The organism is Burkholderia sp. Ac-20365, from assembly GCF_017104715.1.
Lineage (GTDB): Bacteria > Pseudomonadota > Gammaproteobacteria > Burkholderiales > Burkholderiaceae > Paraburkholderia.
Genome location: NZ_JAAGPI010000020.1, coordinates 137,234 through 152,735 on the forward strand (window position 1 = coordinate 137,234; position 15,502 = coordinate 152,735).

A 15,502-nucleotide genomic window follows, 5' to 3' on the forward strand; every position below is an offset into this window, starting at 1 on the left:
CAAGACGCGGATTTTAAAGGAAAATCCGCGTCTTCGCCAGACGATACTACGTGTCTTACTTGTCGAGACCAGCCGGCGGCCAGTTTTCGAGCTTCATGCCGAGCGTAAGGCCACGCGAAGCGAGTACTTCCTTGATCTCGTTCAGTGACTTGCGGCCCAGGTTCGGCGTCTTCAGCAGCTCGTTTTCCGTGCGCTGGATCAGGTCGCCGATGTAGTAGATGTTCTCGGCCTTCAGGCAGTTCGCGGAACGAACCGTGAGTTCGAGATCATCGACCGGGCGCAGCAGGATCGGATCGATCTGCGGAGCGCGCGACGGTGCTTCTGCCGCTGCTTCCGTGCCTTCAAGCGCTGCGAACACCGACAGTTGATCGACCAGAATACGCGCCGATTGACGGATCGCTTCTTCCGGGGAAATCACACCGTTGGTTTCGATGTTCATCACGAGCTTGTCGAGGTCGGTACGCTGTTCGACACGCGCGCTTTCCACGGCATAGCTCACGCGGCGAACCGGCGAGAACGACGCGTCCAGCACGATACGGCCGATGATCTTGGCCGACTCTTCGCCGTAACGACGCACGTTGCCCGGCACATAGCCGCGGCCCTTTTCGACCTTGATCTGCACGTCAAGCTTGCCGCCCTTCGACAGATGCGCGATCACGTGATCAGGGTTGATCACTTCGCAGTCGTGCGCGAGCTCGATATCGCCAGCCGTCACGACGCCTTCGCCTTCCTTGCGCAGCGTAACCGTCACTTCGTCACGGTTGTGCAGCTTGAACACCACGCCCTTCAGGTTCAACAACAGGTTGACCACGTCCTCTTGCACACCATCGAGCGTCGAGTACTCGTGCACGACGCCTGCGATCGTCACTTCGGTCGGCGCGTAGCCGACCATCGACGACAGCAGCACGCGCCGAAGCGCGTTACCCAAGGTGTGGCCATAACCGCGTTCAAACGGTTCCATGACCACTTTCGCGTGGCTCTCGCCAAGCGATTCAACAGCGATGATCTTGGGCTTCAACAAACTGGTTTGCATAGGTTTTCCTTTTCAATACCCTCGGCTCGTTACACCGATAAGGCTGACCGGTAACAACCTGAAAATAAACAGCCGAGGTATCCCCTTGCCTAACGCAATCGGGGAACCTCGGCCGTTAATCCGATTAGCGCGAATACAATTCGACGATCAGGCTTTCGTTGATGTCGCCAGCGATGTCGCTGCGTTCCGGCATTGCCTTGAACGTGCCTTCGAACTTCTTCGAATCGACAGCAACCCACTGCGGCATACCGCCTTGTTCGGCGAGCGACAGCGCTTCGAGAATACGAGCCTGCTTCTTCGACTGTTCGCGCACGGCAATCACGTCGCCAGCCTTGACTTGCAGCGACGGGATGTTCGCAACGACGCCGTTCACCGTAATTGCCTTGTGGCTCACGAGCTGACGCGCTTCAGCGCGCGTCGAGCCGAAGCCCATGCGATACACGACGTTGTCGAGACGCGACTCCAGCAGCTTCAGCAGGTTTTCACCCGTGTTGCCCTTGCGACGGTCGGCTTCAGCGAAGTAACGGCGGAACTGACGCTCCAGCACGCCGTAGATGCGCTTCACTTTTTGCTTTTCGCGCAGCTGCGTGCCGTAGTCGGACGTACGTGCGCCCGAGGTGCGGCCATGTTGACCCGGCTTGCTGTCAAGCTTGCACTTGTCAGCGAGCGAACGACGTGCGCTCTTCAGGAAGAGATCGGTGCCTTCACGGCGAGACAGCTTGGCTTTAGGGCCGATATAGCGTGCCACTTTGCATTCCTTCTATGATTGATCACGTGAATTTGCATTCACGCTAGTCCGAACCCTTTGGGTCGAACGGTGGGCTTAGTCAATTCAATAACGCAAGCAGCCTGCTACCGCCGTTAGCGGCAACAGGCGCAAGCGGAGCAAGCGTCTTAGATACGACGACGCTTCGGCGGACGGCAGCCGTTGTGCGGAACCGGCGTCACGTCGGAGATCGCGGTGATCTTGATACCAAGACCATGCAGCGCGCGCACCGCGGACTCACGGCCAGGACCGGGGCCCTTGATCCGCACTTCGAGGTTCTTCACGCCGTATTCCATCGCCACGCGGCCAGCCGATTCAGCTGCGACCTGAGCTGCAAACGGGGTCGATTTACGCGAACCCTTGAAGCCCTGACCACCCGACGTTGCCCAGGCCAGTGCATTGCCTTGACGATCGGTGATCGTGATGATGGTGTTGTTGAACGACGCGTGAACGTGAACCACGCCCTCGGCGACGTTCTTCTTGACCTTCTTGCGAACGCGTTGCGCCGCGGAGTTGTTCGAAGCCTTAGCCATTACGTTTTCCTGTAACTGTCAGTTCCGCTTACTTCTTCAGCGATTGCGCTGCACGACGCGGACCCTTGCGCGTACGGGCATTCGTACGCGTACGTTGACCACGCAGGGGCAGGCCCTTGCGATGGCGAACGCCACGGTAGCAACCCAGATCCATCAGGCGCTTGATATTCATCGTCGTTTCACGGCGCAGATCGCCTTCAACGATGAACTTGCCGACTTCTTCACGCAGCTTTTCGAGGTCTGCGTCGGTCAGGTCCTTAACCTTCTTCGAAAATGCCACACCAGCAGCGACGCAAATGTCGCGCGAGCGCGTGCGGCCAACACCGTAAATTGCCGTCAGGCCGATTTCAGTGTGCTGGTGGTTCGGGATATTAACCCCTGCGATACGAGCCATTGTTTTTCCTCAAACAAAAAGCGCAAACAAAAGCGCGGCGTTCAGCCTTGACGCTGCTTGTGGCGCGGATCGGAACTGCAAATCACGCGAACGACGCCCTTGCGCTTGATGATCTTGCAATTGCGGCAAATGCGCTTAACCGATGCCATCACTTTCATGATATTACCCTTTTTTCAAATCACTTCGCCCGGAACACGATCCGCGCACGCGACAGATCGTAAGGCGTCAATTCAACCGTCACCTTGTCGCCCGGAAGGATACGGATGTAGTGCATCCGCATCTTGCCGGATATGTGTCCCAATACGACATGGCCGTTTTCCAGCTTCACCCGGAAGGTAGCATTGGGAAGGTTTTCAATAACCTCGCCTTGCATCTGGATTACATCGTCTTTGGCCATAAGTCCTTTCAACGCATCGGGACGCCGCCGCCCTTGAAGTTTGCCTTCTTCAGCAGCGACTCATACTGTTGCGACATAACGTACGACTGCACCTGCGCCATGAAGTCCATTGTGACGACGACAATGATCAGCAGCGACGTTCCACCAAAATAAAACGGCACATTCCAGCGCAGCACCAGAAACTCGGGCAGCAAGCAAACGAACACGATGTAGATCGCACCGGCCAACGTCAAACGCGTCAGGATGCGGTCGATATAGCGTGCCGTCTGGTCACCCGGACGAATACCCGGGACGAATGCACCACTCTTCTTCAGGTTGTCGGCCGTCTCCCTGCTGTTGAACACCAACGCGGTGTAGAAGAAGCAGAAGAACACGATCGCCAACGCGTACAGCAACACGTACACGGGCTGACCGGGCTTGAGCGCTTCGGCCACGTTGTGCAGCGTGTCCGCGAACCAACCAGTCCGCGACCCCGAACTGAACCAGTTCAGGATAGTTGCCGGGAACAGGATGATCGACGATGCGAAGATCGGCGGAATCACGCCCGACATGTTCAGCTTCAACGGCAGATGCGACGACTGTCCACCGTAAATCTTGTTGCCGACCTGCCGCTTCGCGTAGTTCACAAGAATCTTGCGCTGGCCGCGTTCGATGAACACCACCAGATACGTTACCGCAGCAATCAACGCGACCACGATAATCGCGGAAATGATGCTCATCGAGCCGGTGCGAACCAGTTCAAAGAGACCACCAATCGCATTCGGGAAACCCGCTGCGATACCGCCGAAAATAATGATCGAAATGCCGTTACCCAGACCGCGTTCCGTAATCTGCTCACCAAGCCACATCAGGAACATCGTGCCGGTCACGAGCGTCACAACCGTCGTCAGCCGGAAGACCATGCCAGGATCGATCACCAGCGCCGGCTGATTTTCCAGCGCGACAGCAATACCGAATGCCTGGAACGTTGCCAGAACCACCGTAAAGACACGCGTGTACTGCGTAATCTTCCGTTGACCTGCCTGCCCTTCCTTCTTCAGCGCTTCGAGCTGCGGCGAGACGATCGCCAGCAACTGCATGATGATCGACGCCGAGATATACGGCATGATCCCAAGCGCGAAAATCGTGAACCGCGAAAGTGCGCCACCCGAGAACATGTTGAACATGCCAAGGATGCCGCCCGACTGGCTTTGGAATAACTTCGCCAGTTGGTCCGGGTCGATACCCGGCACCGGAATATGCGCGCCAATTCGGTAGACGACCAGCGCCAGCAGCAGGAATACTGCACGCCGACGCAGATCGCCAAACTTCGCCGCGCTTCGACCGGGTTTTGCGAGACTCGGGCTGTTAGCCAAGTACCTTCTCCGATGCAAATGCTAGTGACGGCAAACGACTTGCACGTTACTCGGCGAAAGAACCGCCAGCTGCTTCGATCGCAGCGCGCGCGCCCTTCGTCGCACCCAGACCCTTCACAACGATCTTGCGCTTGAGCTCGCCCGTCGCAATGATCTTCGCGCTGGTCATCAACTCACCGATCAGACCGGCTTGCTTCAGTGCCAACAGATCGATTTCGTCGACCGGCAGCTTTTCCAGATCACCGAGTCGCACTTCACCAACGAATTCCTTCGTCAGCGACGTGAAACCACGCTTCGGCAGGCGACGTTGCAGCGGCATTTGACCGCCTTCGAAGCCAACCTTGTGAAAGCCACCCGAACGCGATTTCTGACCCTTGTGACCACGGCCAGCGGTCTTGCCGAGGCCGGAGCCGATGCCGCGACCAACGCGACGCTTTGCGTGCTTCGCGCCTTCAGCCGGCTTCAGGTTATTCAATTCCATTATCAACTCCTTGAGTGCCCGAACGGCCGCTTAGCCGATGACCTTAACGAGGTACGAGACCTTGTTGATCATGCCGCGCACAGCCGGCGTGTCCTGCAGCTCGCTAACCGAGTTCAGACGGCGCAGGCCGAGACCGCGCACCGTAGCGCGGTGCGATTCGCGGGTCCCAATCAGGCTCTTGACGAGCTGAACCTTGACAGTTTTTTCAGACATGGTGACCACCTTAGCCCAGAATGTCTTCGACGGACTTACCACGCTTCGCCGCGATGTCAGCCGGCGTCGACTGCTTGCGCAGACCGTCCAGCGTCGCACGAACGAGGTTGTACGGGTTCGTCGAACCGTGGCTCTTGGCCACAACGTTTTGCACGCCCATCACGTCGAACACAGCGCGCATCGGACCGCCAGCGATCACGCCGGTACCGTCCTTCGCCGGAGCGAGGAGAACCGTCGATGCGCCGTGCTTGCCGTGCACTTCGTGTTGCAGCGTACCGTTCTTGAGCGGCACCTTGAACATGTTGCGGCGGGCTTGTTCCATTGCCTTTTGAACAGCAACCGGAACTTCCTTAGCCTTGCCCTTGCCCATGCCGACGCGGCCATCACCGTCGCCAACCACGGTCAGTGCGGCGAAGCCGAGAATACGGCCACCCTTCACGACCTTGGTCACGCGATTGACCGAAATCATCTTTTCGCGAAGGCCGTCGTCGCGTTCGTCAGCCTGAACTTTCGCTTGCATCTTTGCCATGACGAATTCCTTCCTTAGAACTTGAGCCCGGCTTCGCGCGCCGCATCAGCCAGCGCCTTCACGCGGCCGTGGTAGCGGAAACCCGAGCGGTCAAAGGCGACGGATTCGATGCCGGCAGCCTTAGCCTTTTCTGCAATGCGCTTGCCGATCAGGGTCGCAGCAGCAACGTTGCCGCCCTTGCCCGACTGGTCGGCCAGTTGCGCACGCACTTCGGCTTCGAGCGTCGATGCGCTTGCGAGCACCTTGGTGCCGCACGGCGAGAACACTTGCGCATAGATGTGCGTGTTCGTGCGATGCACGGCCAGACGCGCGACTTGCAGCTCAGCGATCTTGATCCGCGTCTGACGAGCGCGGCGCAGGCGAGATTGAGTCTTATCCATGATTGCGCACCCTTACTTCTTCTTCGTTTCTTTGAGGATCACAACCTCGTTGGCATAGCGCACGCCCTTGCCCTTATAGGGCTCCGGCGGACGGTAGCCGCGCACTTCTGCAGCGACCTGGCCAACTTTCTGTTTGTCGATCCCCTTGATCACGATTTCGGTTTGCGACGGGGTTTCAGCCTTGACGCCTTCCGGCATCTGGTGCACCACGGGGTGCGAGAAACCCAGCGACAGATTCAGCTTGTCGCCTTGCGCTTGCGCACGATAACCAACGCCAACCAGCGTCAGCTTGCGCTCGAAACCCTTGGTCACGCCTTGCACCATGTTCGCGACCAGCGCGCGCATCGTGCCCGACATCGCATTTGCTTCGCGGCTTTCGTCAACCGGCTCGAACTTCAGCGTGCCGTTGTCGTTCACCACTTTCACCAGGCGATTCGCATTTTGCGAAATCGAACCCAGCGGGCCCTTGACGGTAATGCGTTCGTCGCTCAGGGCCACTTCTGCGCCTTGCAGCGCGATCGGGCTTTTACCTACTCGAGACATGTTTCTTCTCCCTTCGGCTTTAAGCGACGTAGCAGATGACTTCGCCGCCGACGCCCGTAGCGCGCGCCTTGCGGTCAGTCATCACACCCTTCGGCGTCGAAACGATCGCAACGCCCAGGCCATTCATCACCTGCGGAATGTCGTTGCGGCCGCGGTACACGCGCAGACCAGGCTTCGAAACGCGCTCGAGGCGCTCGATAACCGGACGGCCAGCGTAGTACTTCAACGCGATGTTCAATTCCGACTTCGCACCTTCAGCCTTCACTGCGAAATCGTCGATATAGCCTTCATCCTTCAGGACTTGCGCGATCGCAACCTTCACTTTCGACGAGGGCATCGTCACCGAAACCTTCTCAACCATCTGCGCGTTGCGGATGCGAGTCAGCATATCGGCGATAGGATCACTCATGCTCATTTATGTTTCTCCTATTACCAGCTCGCCTTGGTCAGGCCAGGGATCTCGCCGCGGAACGCGATTTCACGAATCTTGTTACGCGCCAGCCCGAATTTACGGAACGTGCCACGCGGACGACCTGTGATCGCGCAACGATTGCGCTTACGGGTCGGGTTCGAATTACGCGGCAGTTGCTGCAGCTCCAGACGAGCCGCATAGCGCTCTTCTTCCGACTTGCTTTGGTCGTCGATGACCGCCTTCAGCTCAGCACGCTTCGGTGCGAACTTGGCAGCCAGGCGCGCACGCTTCTTTTCACGTTCGATCAGTGCCAGTTTAGCCACGGTAACCTCAGTTTCTGAACGGGAACTTGAAGCTGGCGAGCAGTGCCTTTGCTTCGTCGTCAGTCTTCGCAGTTGTCGTGATGCTGATATTCAGCCCACGCAGCGCGTCGATTTTGTCGTAGTCAATTTCGGGGAAAATGATCTGCTCTTTCACACCGATGTTGTAGTTGCCACGACCGTCGAATGCACGGCCAGACACGCCACGGAAGTCACGCACACGCGGGAGCGCAACCGTCACGAAACGGTCCAGGAATTCGTACATTGCCTGGCCACGAAGCGTGACCATTGCACCGATCGGATAACCCTGACGGATCTTGAAGCCCGCGATTGCCTTGCGTGCCTTCGTGATCACCGGCTTCTGGCCCGCGATCTTCGTCAGATCGCCAACGGCGTTCTCGATGATCTTCTTGTCAGCGACGGCTTCGCCAAGACCCATGTTCAGGGTGATCTTGGTGATGCGCGGCACTTCCATCACGGACTTGTAACCGAACTTCTCGATCAGGCCGGGAACAACCTTCTCTTTATAAAATTCTTGCAAACGTGCCATTTTTTACTCCGCAGCGTCAGGCCAGCACAGCACCGGTCGTCTTCAGGAAACGGACCTTCTTGTCCCCTTCGACCTTGATGCCGACACGCGACGGCTTGCCATTCGCGTCGACGAGAGCGACGTTCGAAATCTGCAACGGCATTGCCTTCGCTTCCACGCCGCCCGTCGTACCCTTCATCGGGTTCGGCTTCACATGCTTCTTGGCGATATTGAGGCCTTCGACAGTCACGCGGTCTTCAGCAACAGCCAGCACGACACCGCGCTTGCCCTTGTCCTTGCCGGTGATGACGATGACTTCGTCACCCTTGCGAATCTTGTTCATCTCGGCTCCTTACAGCACTTCCGGCGCGAGCGAAACGATCTTCATGAAACGTTCGCTGCGCAGCTCACGCGTAACCGGCCCGAAAATACGGGTGCCGATAGGCTCAAGCTTGGTATTCAAAAGCACGGCTGCGTTGCCATCGAACTTGATCAGCGAGCCGTCTTGACGACGAACACCCTTGGCGGTACGAACCACCACGGCGTTATAGATTTCGCCTTTCTTCACGCGCCCGCGCGGCGTTGCCTCTTTGACGGTCACCTTGATGATGTCGCCGATGTTGGCATAACGACGCTTCGAGCCGCCGAGCACCTTGATGCACATGACTTCACGCGCACCCGTGTTGTCGGCCACTTCTAGCCGAGTTTCGGTCTGGATCATGGTTTATCTTTCCCAACTTAATCCGAACACACCACCATGATGCATTCGGTCAGTCTTGGTCCCGTCAGCCAATCGGCTGCTTGGGTATGAACAGCAGCGACGGCAAACGAAACCCGCCATCGCAATCCGGTGAATCTGTCGACAAGGACTGGCGCCCTAGTCGCTTCCCCCACCTACGACTTCGCCCGCGATGGGGCTCCCACAAAGAGGGAAGACCGAGATTATAACAAATAATCTCGGTCTTGCAAGCGAAATCTACTGCGATTTCAACTACTTCTTACAGCTCAGCCGCTTTAGATGATGCGAGCAGCTTCGATCAGACGCGACACGGCCCAAGCCTTCGTCTTCGACACCGGACGAGTTTCCTGGATTTCAACGAGGTCGCCCTCGTTATACGTGTTCGCTTCGTCGTGAGCGTGGTACTTCTTCGAACGTACGACGTACTTGCCGTAGATCGGGTGCTTCACGCGGTGCTCGACCAGCACGGTAACCGTCTTGTCCATCTTGTTGCTGACGACCTTGCCGACCAGCGTCCGCTTGAGCGAGGTTTTTACGCTATCGTTCATTTCTGGTTCGCCTTCTCAGTCAGGACGGTCCGCACACGTGCGATGTCGCGACGAACCTTCTTCAGCTGGCTCGTGTTCGTGAGCTGCTGGGTCGCGAGTTGCATGCGCAGGCCGAATTGCGCCTTCAACAGGTCCGACAGCTCCTTGTTGAGCGCGGCCTGATCTTTCTGGTGAAGTTCGGATGCCTTCATCATTCACTCCTTAGGCGCCGAGCTGGCGAACCATGAACGTCGTCTTCAGCGGCAGCTTCGCTGCAGCCAGACGGAACGCTTCACGTGCCAGTTCTTCGGTCACACCGTCCATTTCGTACAGCATCTTGCCCGGTTGAATCTCAGCGACGTAGTACTCAGGGTTACCCTTACCGTTACCCATCCGCACTTCAGCCGGCTTTTGCGAGATCGGCTTGTCCGGGAAAATGCGAATCCAGATACGGCCGCCACGCTTGATGTGACGCGTCATTGCACGACGCGCTGCTTCAATCTGACGCGCGGTCAGGCGGCCGCGACCGATAGCCTTCAGGCCGTATTCGCCGAACGACACCGCGTTACCACGCGTTGCGACGCCCGTGTTACGACCCTTCTGCTCTTTGCGATACTTCCTGCGTTTCGGTTGCAGCATCGTTATTCTCCAGTCTTACCGTCGCCGGCACCACCGCGGCGCGGAGCACCACGGCGAGCACCTGCCGGTGCACCTTCACCATCGCGACGCGGGCGGCGGTCGCCCGGGCGTGCGTTGCGGCGCGGACGCTTTTCTTCGGCGACTTCTTCAACCACCGGAGCGTCGTTGCGGCCGAGCGTGTCGCCCTTGTAGACCCACACCTTCACGCCGATGATGCCGTACGTCGTCTTCGCTTCCGAAGTTGCGTAGTCGATGTCGGCGCGCAGCGTATGAAGGGGCACGCGACCTTCGCGATACCATTCCGTACGAGCGATTTCGATGCCGTTCAGACGGCCAGCGCTCATGATCTTGATGCCTTGAGCACCCAGACGCATCGCGTTTTGCATTGCACGCTTCATCGCGCGACGGAACATGATCCGGCGCTCGAGCTGTTGCGTGATCGAATCAGCGATCAGCTGCGCATCCGTTTCCGGCTTGCGAATTTCTTCGATGTTGACGTGAACCGGAACGCCCATGCGCTTTTGCAGCTCGGACTTCAGCAGTTCGATGTCTTCACCCTTCTTGCCGATCACGACACCCGGACGCGAGCTGAAAATCGTGATACGTGCGTTCTTTGCAGGACGCTCGATCACAACGCGGCCGACGGACGCGTTCTTCAGCTTCTTCTTCAGGTATTCACGAACACCGATGTCTTCCTGCAACATCGCCGCGAAATTGTTGTTGTTCGCGTACCAACGCGAAGCCCAATTGCGGCTGACGGCCAAACGGAAGCCAGTCGGATGAATTTTCTGTCCCATCGTATGGCTCCTTAATTCCCGACCGTCACAGTGATGTGACAGGATTGCTTCTCGATGCGGTTACCGCGACCCTTTGCGCGCGCGGTAAAACGCTTCAGCGAAGCAGCCTTGTCGACGTAGATGCTCTTGATCTTGAGCTCGTCGATATCGGCGCCTTCGTTGTGCTCCGCATTCGCGATCGCAGACAGCACGACCTTCTTAACGATACCCGCCGCCTTCTTCGGCGAGAACGTCAGAACGTTCAGCGCCTTGTCGACCGGCAAACCACGAATCTGGTCAGCCACAAGGCGCGTCTTCTGCGCCGAGATGCGGGCACCGCGATGAATTGCTTTCACTTCCATCTTGATTGCCCCTTATTTCTTGGCCTTCTTGTCGGCCGCGTGACCCTTGAACGTACGGGTCAGTGCGAACTCGCCAAGCTTATGGCCGACCATGTTTTCCGTGACGTACACCGGAACGTGTTGACGGCCGTTGTGAACAGCGATCGTCAGACCGATGAAGTCCGGCAGGATCGTCGAGCGACGCGACCAGGTCTTGATTGGCTTCTTGTCGCGCGATGCTGCAGCCGCCTCAACTTTCTTCAGCAAATGGGCGTCGCAGAACGGACCTTTTTTAATAGAACGTGCCATTGCCTACTCCTTAACGCTTGTGACGGCGCTGGACGATCATGCTCGTCGTGCGCTTGTTGCTACGGGTGCGATAACCCTTCGTCGGCGTGCCCCACGGGCTCACCGGATCGCGACCTGCAGCCGTCTTGCCTTCACCACCACCGTGCGGGTGATCGACCGGGTTCATAACAACGCCACGCACCGTCGGGCGGATACCGCGCCAGCGGTTCGCGCCAGCCTTACCGATTTGACGGAGGCTATGCTCTTCGTTGCCCACTTCACCGATCGTCGCGCGGCACTCGACGTGAACGCGGCGGATTTCGCCCGAACGCAGACGAACCTGTGCGTACACGCCTTCACGAGCCAGCAGCATTGCCGACGTACCAGCCGAACGCGCCATTTGCGCGCCCTTGCCCGGCAGCATCTCGATGCAGTGAATCGTCGTACCGACCGGGATGTTACGGATCGGCAGCGTGTTACCTGCGCGGATCGGAGCTTCCGAACCCGACATCAGTTGCGTACCAACCGTCACGCCCTTCGGAGCGATGATGTAACGGCGCTCGCCGTCTGCGTACACGACCAGCGCGATGTTTGCGCTACGGTTCGGATCGTATTCGAGGCGTTCAACCTTTGCCGGAATACCATCCTTCGTGCGACGGAAGTCGACGATACGATAGTGATGCTTGTGACCACCACCCTTGTGACGCGTGGTGATGTGGCCGTTGTTGTTACGGCCGGCGGTCGAGCTCTGCGTGTCGAGCAGCGCTGCGAACGGCTTGCCCTTGTGCAGATCCTTGTTGACCACCTTGACCATCGCGCGGCGACCCGGCGAAGTCGGCTTAACTTTCACGATTGCCATGATTACTTGGCCTCCGCTTCAAAGTTGATTTCCTGGCCGGGCTTCAGGCAAACGTACGCCTTCTTCACGTCCTTGCGCTTACCCATGAAACGGCCAAAGCGCTTGGCTTTGCCCTTCTGGACCAGCACGTTGACGGAATTGACTTCCACCTTGAACAGCAGCTCGACAGCAGCCTTCACTTCCTGCTTCGTAGCGTCCGGCGCAACTTCGAACACGACTTGCTCGTTCTTGTCAGCCACCAGGGTCGCCTTTTCGGAGATCACCGGCGCGAGCAGAACTTGCATCAAACGATGATCGTTTTTGCGAACTTCGCTCATGACAGCAACTCCTCGATCTGGGCGACCGCAGCCTTCGTGATCAGTACTTTCTTGAAGTAGATCAGCGAGAGGGGGTCGGCGTAACGCGGCTCGACAACGGCCACGTGGGCCAGATTGCGCGACGCGAGGTACAGGTTTTCGTCAACCGTGTCAGTGATGACCAGCACGGAATCGAGACCCATTGCCTTGAACTTTTCGGCCAGCAGCTTCGTCTTCGGCGCTTCGAGCGTCAGCTCGTCGACAACCGCGATGCGGCCTTCGCGGGCCAGCTGCGAGAAGATCGAGCAGAGACCTGCGCGATGCATCTTCTTGTTGACCTTGTGCGAGAAATTTTCTTCCGGCGAATTCGGGAAGATACGACCACCGCCACGCCACAACGGGCTCGACGACATACCGGCACGAGCACGGCCCGTACCTTTCTGGCGCCACGGCTTCTTCGTGGTGTGCTTGACCTGCTCACGATCCTTCTGAGCGCGGTTGCCGCTACGTGCGTTCGCTTGATAAGCGACGACGATCTGGTGGATCAGGGCTTCGTTGTAGTCACGGCCGAACACGACGTCCGACGCGTTAACTGCTGCGCCTTCCTGACCGTTGGCGTTCAGGAGCTTAAGTTCCATTATTTCGCTCCTTTCACGGCACGCGTCTTGACAGCCGGCGTCACGAACACCTTGCCGCCCTTCGCACCCGGAACAGCACCCTTGACCAGCAGCAACTTGCGGTCTGCGTCGATACGTGCGATTTCGAGGTTTTGCACGGTCACGGTCTCATCACCCATGTGACCCGTCATGCGCTTACCCGGGAAAACACGACCCGGATCCTGCGCCATACCGATCGAACCCGGCACGTTGTGCGAACGCGAGTTACCGTGCGATGCACGACCCGAAGCGAAGTTATAACGCTTGATGGTACCGGCGTAGCCCTTACCGATCGAGGTGCCTTGCACGTCGACCTTCTGGCCCACTTCGAAGAGATCCACACCAACTACGGCGCCATTCGACAGTTCGGCGGCCTTAGCGGCGTCGATCTGGAATTCCTTGAGGATTTCACCGGCTTGAACGCCAGCTTTGGCGAGATGACCTGCCAGCGGCTTCGTCACACGCGATGCACGGCGCGTACCGAAGGCAACCTGAACGGCCGTGTAGCCGTCGGTTTCAACAGTCTTGATCTGCGTCACGCGGTTGTCGGACACGTCCAACACGGTAACAGGGATCGAATCCCCATCAGCCGTGAAGATACGGGTCATGCCAACCTTGCGACCTACGAGTCCAAGGCTCATCGTTTTCTCCATTCCCGACTGCGATTGGTCGGGGCTAATTTACAAAATGCCGCGCGCTTCAGAGGCGAAACGCAGCGGCTTTTTTACGCAAATGCGCGAAAAGCCTTGCATTATAGCGAGGCTTTTCGTTTTCTGCAAGCAATCAAAGACTTAGCGACATCCGAAAGTTTGGATGTCGCCTGAAGGCCTTACTGCAGCTTGATTTCGACGTCCACGCCAGCCGGCAGATCCAGCTTCATCAGCGCGTCGACGGTCTTGTCCGTCGGATCGACGATGTCCATCAGGCGTTGGTGCGTACGGATTTCGAGCTGATCGCGCGACGTCTTGTTGACGTGCGGCGAACGCAGGATGTCGAAACGCTGGATACGCGTCGGGAGGGGCACCGGACCACGGACGATTGCGCCAGTCCGCTTCGCCGTGTCGACGATTTCGGCTGCCGATTGGTCGATCAGACGGTAGTCGAAAGCTTTCAGGCGAATGCGGATTTTCTGGTTTTGCATGACGAATTCCTTGGAAAGAGCGAGGCGATATTGCACCGCCGATTAGAAAAGAACGTAGGTCCGGACACTCACTGAGAGCGAGCGCCCGGACCCGGGCACTGCGTGTTTCTACAGCAATCCTCGATTTTACTCGATGATCTTGGCAACGACACCTGCGCCGACGGTACGGCCACCTTCGCGGATTGCGAAGCGCAGACCTTCTTCCATGGCGATCGGCGCGATCAGCTTGACCGTGATCGACACGTTGTCGCCCGGCATCACCATTTCCTTGTCCTTCGGCAGCTCGATCGAGCCCGTCACGTCCGTCGTACGGAAGTAGAACTGCGGACGGTAGTTGTTGAAGAACGGCGTGTGACGGCCGCCTTCGTCCTTGCTCAGCACGTACACTTCAGCCGTGAAGTGCGTGTGCGGCGTGATCGAACCCGGCTTCGCCAGAACCTGGCCACGCTCCACGTCTTCACGCTTCGTGCCGCGCAGCAGGATACCAACGTTGTCGCCTGCCTGACCCTGGTCGAGCAGCTTGCGAAACATTTCCACGCCCGTGCACGTCGTCTTCACCGTCGGCTTGATACCGACGATTTCGATTTCTTCGCCGACCTTGACGATGCCGCGCTCAACGCGACCCGTCACCACCGTGCCACGACCCGAGATCGAGAACACGTCTTCCACCGGCATCAGGAACGCGCCGTCAACTGCGCGCTCCGGCGTCGGGATGTACGTGTCCAGCGCGTCGGCCAGGTTCATGATCGCCACTTCGCCCAGCTCGCCCTTGTCGCCTTCCAGAGCCAGCTTCGCCGAACCCTTGATGATCGGCGTGTCGTCGCCCGGGAAGTCGTACTTCGACAGAAGTTCGCGCACTTCCATTTCGACGAGTTCCAGCAGCTCAGCGTCGTCCACCATGTCGCACTTGTTCAGGAACACGATGATGTACGGAACGCCAACCTGACGCGCCAGCAGGATGTGCTCACGCGTTTGCGGCATCGGGCCGTCTGCAGCCGAGCACACCAGGATCGCGCCGTCCATCTGCGCTGCGCCCGTGATCATGTTCTTCACATAGTCAGCGTGGCCCGGGCAGTCGACGTGGGCGTAGTGGCGGTTAGCCGTTTCGTACTCGACGTGTGCCGTATTGATCGTGATGCCGCGCGCCTTTTCTTCCGGCGCTGCGTCGATCTGGTCATAAGCCTTTGCTTCGCCGCCGAACTTGGCGGTCAGCACCGTCGTGATCGCTGCCGTCAGCGTGGTCTTGCCGTGGTCAACGTGACCGATCGTGCCGACGTTCACGTGCGGCTTGGTCCGTTCGAATTTACCTTTAGCCATGTTTCTCTTCTTTCAAAAAAGTTTGTTCGATGAATGAC

Annotated in this window: 29 protein-coding genes; all 29 read right to left on the bottom strand. The window is 58.2% G+C overall.

Annotation, left to right across the window (positions count from 1 at the left end):
• Window positions 1-55: 55 nt before the first annotated feature.
• Window positions 56-1,033: a DNA-directed RNA polymerase subunit alpha gene (rpoA, locus tag G3O01_RS27640; protein ID WP_007730697.1), complete on the bottom strand. Its 978-nt coding sequence runs from the start codon at window positions 1,031-1,033 to the stop codon at window positions 56-58.
• A gap of 124 nt (window positions 1,034-1,157) precedes the next feature.
• Window positions 1,158-1,781 carry a 30S ribosomal protein S4 gene (rpsD, locus tag G3O01_RS27645; RefSeq protein ID WP_205809810.1) on the bottom strand — a complete coding sequence of 208 codons (624 nt, stop codon included), beginning with the start codon at window positions 1,779-1,781 and terminating at the stop codon, window positions 1,158-1,160.
• 146 nt (window positions 1,782-1,927) lie between these two features.
• Complete coding sequence (rpsK, locus tag G3O01_RS27650) at window positions 1,928-2,332, bottom strand: 30S ribosomal protein S11 (protein WP_006052224.1); 405 nt, start codon at window positions 2,330-2,332, stop codon at window positions 1,928-1,930.
• 28 nt (window positions 2,333-2,360) lie between these two features.
• A complete protein-coding gene (gene rpsM, locus G3O01_RS27655) occupies window positions 2,361-2,726 on the bottom strand; it encodes a 30S ribosomal protein S13 (protein WP_013589830.1) in 366 nt (121 codons plus the stop codon).
• 41 nt (window positions 2,727-2,767) lie between these two features.
• Complete coding sequence (gene rpmJ / locus G3O01_RS27660; protein WP_004199844.1) at window positions 2,768-2,884, bottom strand: 50S ribosomal protein L36; 117 nt, start codon at window positions 2,882-2,884, stop codon at window positions 2,768-2,770.
• A 20-nt stretch (window positions 2,885-2,904) separates the two neighbouring features.
• The gene (gene infA / locus G3O01_RS27665; protein WP_004521905.1) at window positions 2,905-3,123 is read right to left on the bottom strand and encodes a translation initiation factor IF-1; all 219 of its coding nucleotides are present in this window, start codon (window positions 3,121-3,123) and stop codon (window positions 2,905-2,907) included.
• An 8-nt stretch (window positions 3,124-3,131) separates the two neighbouring features.
• A complete protein-coding gene (gene secY / locus G3O01_RS27670; protein WP_012402182.1) occupies window positions 3,132-4,478 on the bottom strand; it encodes a preprotein translocase subunit SecY in 1,347 nt (448 codons plus the stop codon).
• Window positions 4,479-4,524: 46 nt separating this feature from the next.
• Entirely contained in the window at window positions 4,525-4,959 is a 435-nt protein-coding gene (rplO, locus tag G3O01_RS27675) for a 50S ribosomal protein L15 (protein WP_109478341.1), read from the bottom strand.
• A 30-nt stretch (window positions 4,960-4,989) separates the two neighbouring features.
• Window positions 4,990-5,172, bottom strand: coding sequence for a 50S ribosomal protein L30 (rpmD, locus tag G3O01_RS27680; RefSeq protein ID WP_004202755.1), 183 nt, complete (start codon window positions 5,170-5,172; stop codon window positions 4,990-4,992).
• A gap of 10 nt (window positions 5,173-5,182) precedes the next feature.
• On the bottom strand, window positions 5,183-5,701 hold the full coding sequence (gene rpsE / locus G3O01_RS27685; protein ID WP_007730604.1) for a 30S ribosomal protein S5: 519 nt from the start codon (window positions 5,699-5,701) through the stop codon (window positions 5,183-5,185).
• Window positions 5,702-5,715: 14 nt separating this feature from the next.
• The gene (gene rplR / locus G3O01_RS27690) at window positions 5,716-6,081 is read right to left on the bottom strand and encodes a 50S ribosomal protein L18 (RefSeq protein ID WP_008923336.1); all 366 of its coding nucleotides are present in this window, start codon (window positions 6,079-6,081) and stop codon (window positions 5,716-5,718) included.
• Window positions 6,082-6,093: 12 nt separating this feature from the next.
• Entirely contained in the window at window positions 6,094-6,624 is a 531-nt protein-coding gene (gene rplF, locus G3O01_RS27695) for a 50S ribosomal protein L6 (RefSeq protein WP_109478342.1), read from the bottom strand.
• A gap of 19 nt (window positions 6,625-6,643) precedes the next feature.
• The gene (gene rpsH / locus G3O01_RS27700; RefSeq protein ID WP_007730595.1) at window positions 6,644-7,039 is read right to left on the bottom strand and encodes a 30S ribosomal protein S8; all 396 of its coding nucleotides are present in this window, start codon (window positions 7,037-7,039) and stop codon (window positions 6,644-6,646) included.
• A 14-nt stretch (window positions 7,040-7,053) separates the two neighbouring features.
• Window positions 7,054-7,359, bottom strand: a complete 306-nt coding sequence (gene rpsN / locus G3O01_RS27705; protein ID WP_109478343.1) for a 30S ribosomal protein S14 — start codon at window positions 7,357-7,359, stop codon at window positions 7,054-7,056.
• Between the two features lie 7 nt (window positions 7,360-7,366).
• Window positions 7,367-7,906, bottom strand: coding sequence for a 50S ribosomal protein L5 (rplE, locus tag G3O01_RS27710; RefSeq protein ID WP_006052214.1), 540 nt, complete (start codon window positions 7,904-7,906; stop codon window positions 7,367-7,369).
• A 16-nt stretch (window positions 7,907-7,922) separates the two neighbouring features.
• Window positions 7,923-8,228 carry a 50S ribosomal protein L24 gene (gene rplX, locus G3O01_RS27715; protein WP_109478345.1) on the bottom strand — a complete coding sequence of 102 codons (306 nt, stop codon included), beginning with the start codon at window positions 8,226-8,228 and terminating at the stop codon, window positions 7,923-7,925.
• A gap of 9 nt (window positions 8,229-8,237) precedes the next feature.
• Window positions 8,238-8,606: a 50S ribosomal protein L14 gene (rplN, locus tag G3O01_RS27720; protein ID WP_007730565.1), complete on the bottom strand. Its 369-nt coding sequence runs from the start codon at window positions 8,604-8,606 to the stop codon at window positions 8,238-8,240.
• A 293-nt stretch (window positions 8,607-8,899) separates the two neighbouring features.
• Complete coding sequence (gene rpsQ, locus G3O01_RS27725; RefSeq protein WP_007730563.1) at window positions 8,900-9,172, bottom strand: 30S ribosomal protein S17; 273 nt, start codon at window positions 9,170-9,172, stop codon at window positions 8,900-8,902.
• Complete coding sequence (gene rpmC, locus G3O01_RS27730; RefSeq protein WP_007180130.1) at window positions 9,169-9,363, bottom strand: 50S ribosomal protein L29; 195 nt, start codon at window positions 9,361-9,363, stop codon at window positions 9,169-9,171. Before rpmC ends, rpsQ begins: the two co-directional genes overlap by 4 nt.
• A gap of 10 nt (window positions 9,364-9,373) precedes the next feature.
• A complete protein-coding gene (gene rplP, locus G3O01_RS27735) occupies window positions 9,374-9,790 on the bottom strand; it encodes a 50S ribosomal protein L16 (RefSeq protein ID WP_007730545.1) in 417 nt (138 codons plus the stop codon).
• Window positions 9,791-9,792: 2 nt separating this feature from the next.
• On the bottom strand, window positions 9,793-10,587 hold the full coding sequence (gene rpsC, locus G3O01_RS27740) for a 30S ribosomal protein S3 (protein WP_012402193.1): 795 nt from the start codon (window positions 10,585-10,587) through the stop codon (window positions 9,793-9,795).
• Window positions 10,588-10,598: 11 nt separating this feature from the next.
• Window positions 10,599-10,928 (bottom strand): 50S ribosomal protein L22, encoded by a 330-nt coding sequence (gene rplV, locus G3O01_RS27745; protein ID WP_004199272.1) that lies wholly within the window; start codon window positions 10,926-10,928, stop codon window positions 10,599-10,601.
• Window positions 10,929-10,940: 12 nt separating this feature from the next.
• The gene (rpsS, locus tag G3O01_RS27750; protein WP_006998484.1) at window positions 10,941-11,216 is read right to left on the bottom strand and encodes a 30S ribosomal protein S19; all 276 of its coding nucleotides are present in this window, start codon (window positions 11,214-11,216) and stop codon (window positions 10,941-10,943) included.
• Between the two features lie 10 nt (window positions 11,217-11,226).
• Entirely contained in the window at window positions 11,227-12,054 is an 828-nt protein-coding gene (rplB, locus tag G3O01_RS27755) for a 50S ribosomal protein L2 (protein ID WP_205809811.1), read from the bottom strand.
• Window positions 12,055-12,056: 2 nt separating this feature from the next.
• Entirely contained in the window at window positions 12,057-12,371 is a 315-nt protein-coding gene (gene rplW / locus G3O01_RS27760) for a 50S ribosomal protein L23 (RefSeq protein WP_007730525.1), read from the bottom strand.
• Window positions 12,368-12,988, bottom strand: a complete 621-nt coding sequence (rplD, locus tag G3O01_RS27765; protein ID WP_007730523.1) for a 50S ribosomal protein L4 — start codon at window positions 12,986-12,988, stop codon at window positions 12,368-12,370. Before rplD ends, rplW begins: the two co-directional genes overlap by 4 nt.
• A complete protein-coding gene (gene rplC / locus G3O01_RS27770) occupies window positions 12,988-13,647 on the bottom strand; it encodes a 50S ribosomal protein L3 (RefSeq protein ID WP_205809812.1) in 660 nt (219 codons plus the stop codon). The genes rplD and rplC overlap by 1 nt, the downstream gene beginning before the upstream one ends.
• 188 nt (window positions 13,648-13,835) lie before the next feature.
• On the bottom strand, window positions 13,836-14,147 hold the full coding sequence (gene rpsJ / locus G3O01_RS27775; RefSeq protein ID WP_006998489.1) for a 30S ribosomal protein S10: 312 nt from the start codon (window positions 14,145-14,147) through the stop codon (window positions 13,836-13,838).
• A 126-nt stretch (window positions 14,148-14,273) separates the two neighbouring features.
• On the bottom strand, window positions 14,274-15,464 hold the full coding sequence (tuf, locus tag G3O01_RS27780; protein ID WP_028371383.1) for an elongation factor Tu: 1,191 nt from the start codon (window positions 15,462-15,464) through the stop codon (window positions 14,274-14,276).
• Window positions 15,465-15,502 lie beyond the last annotated feature (38 nt).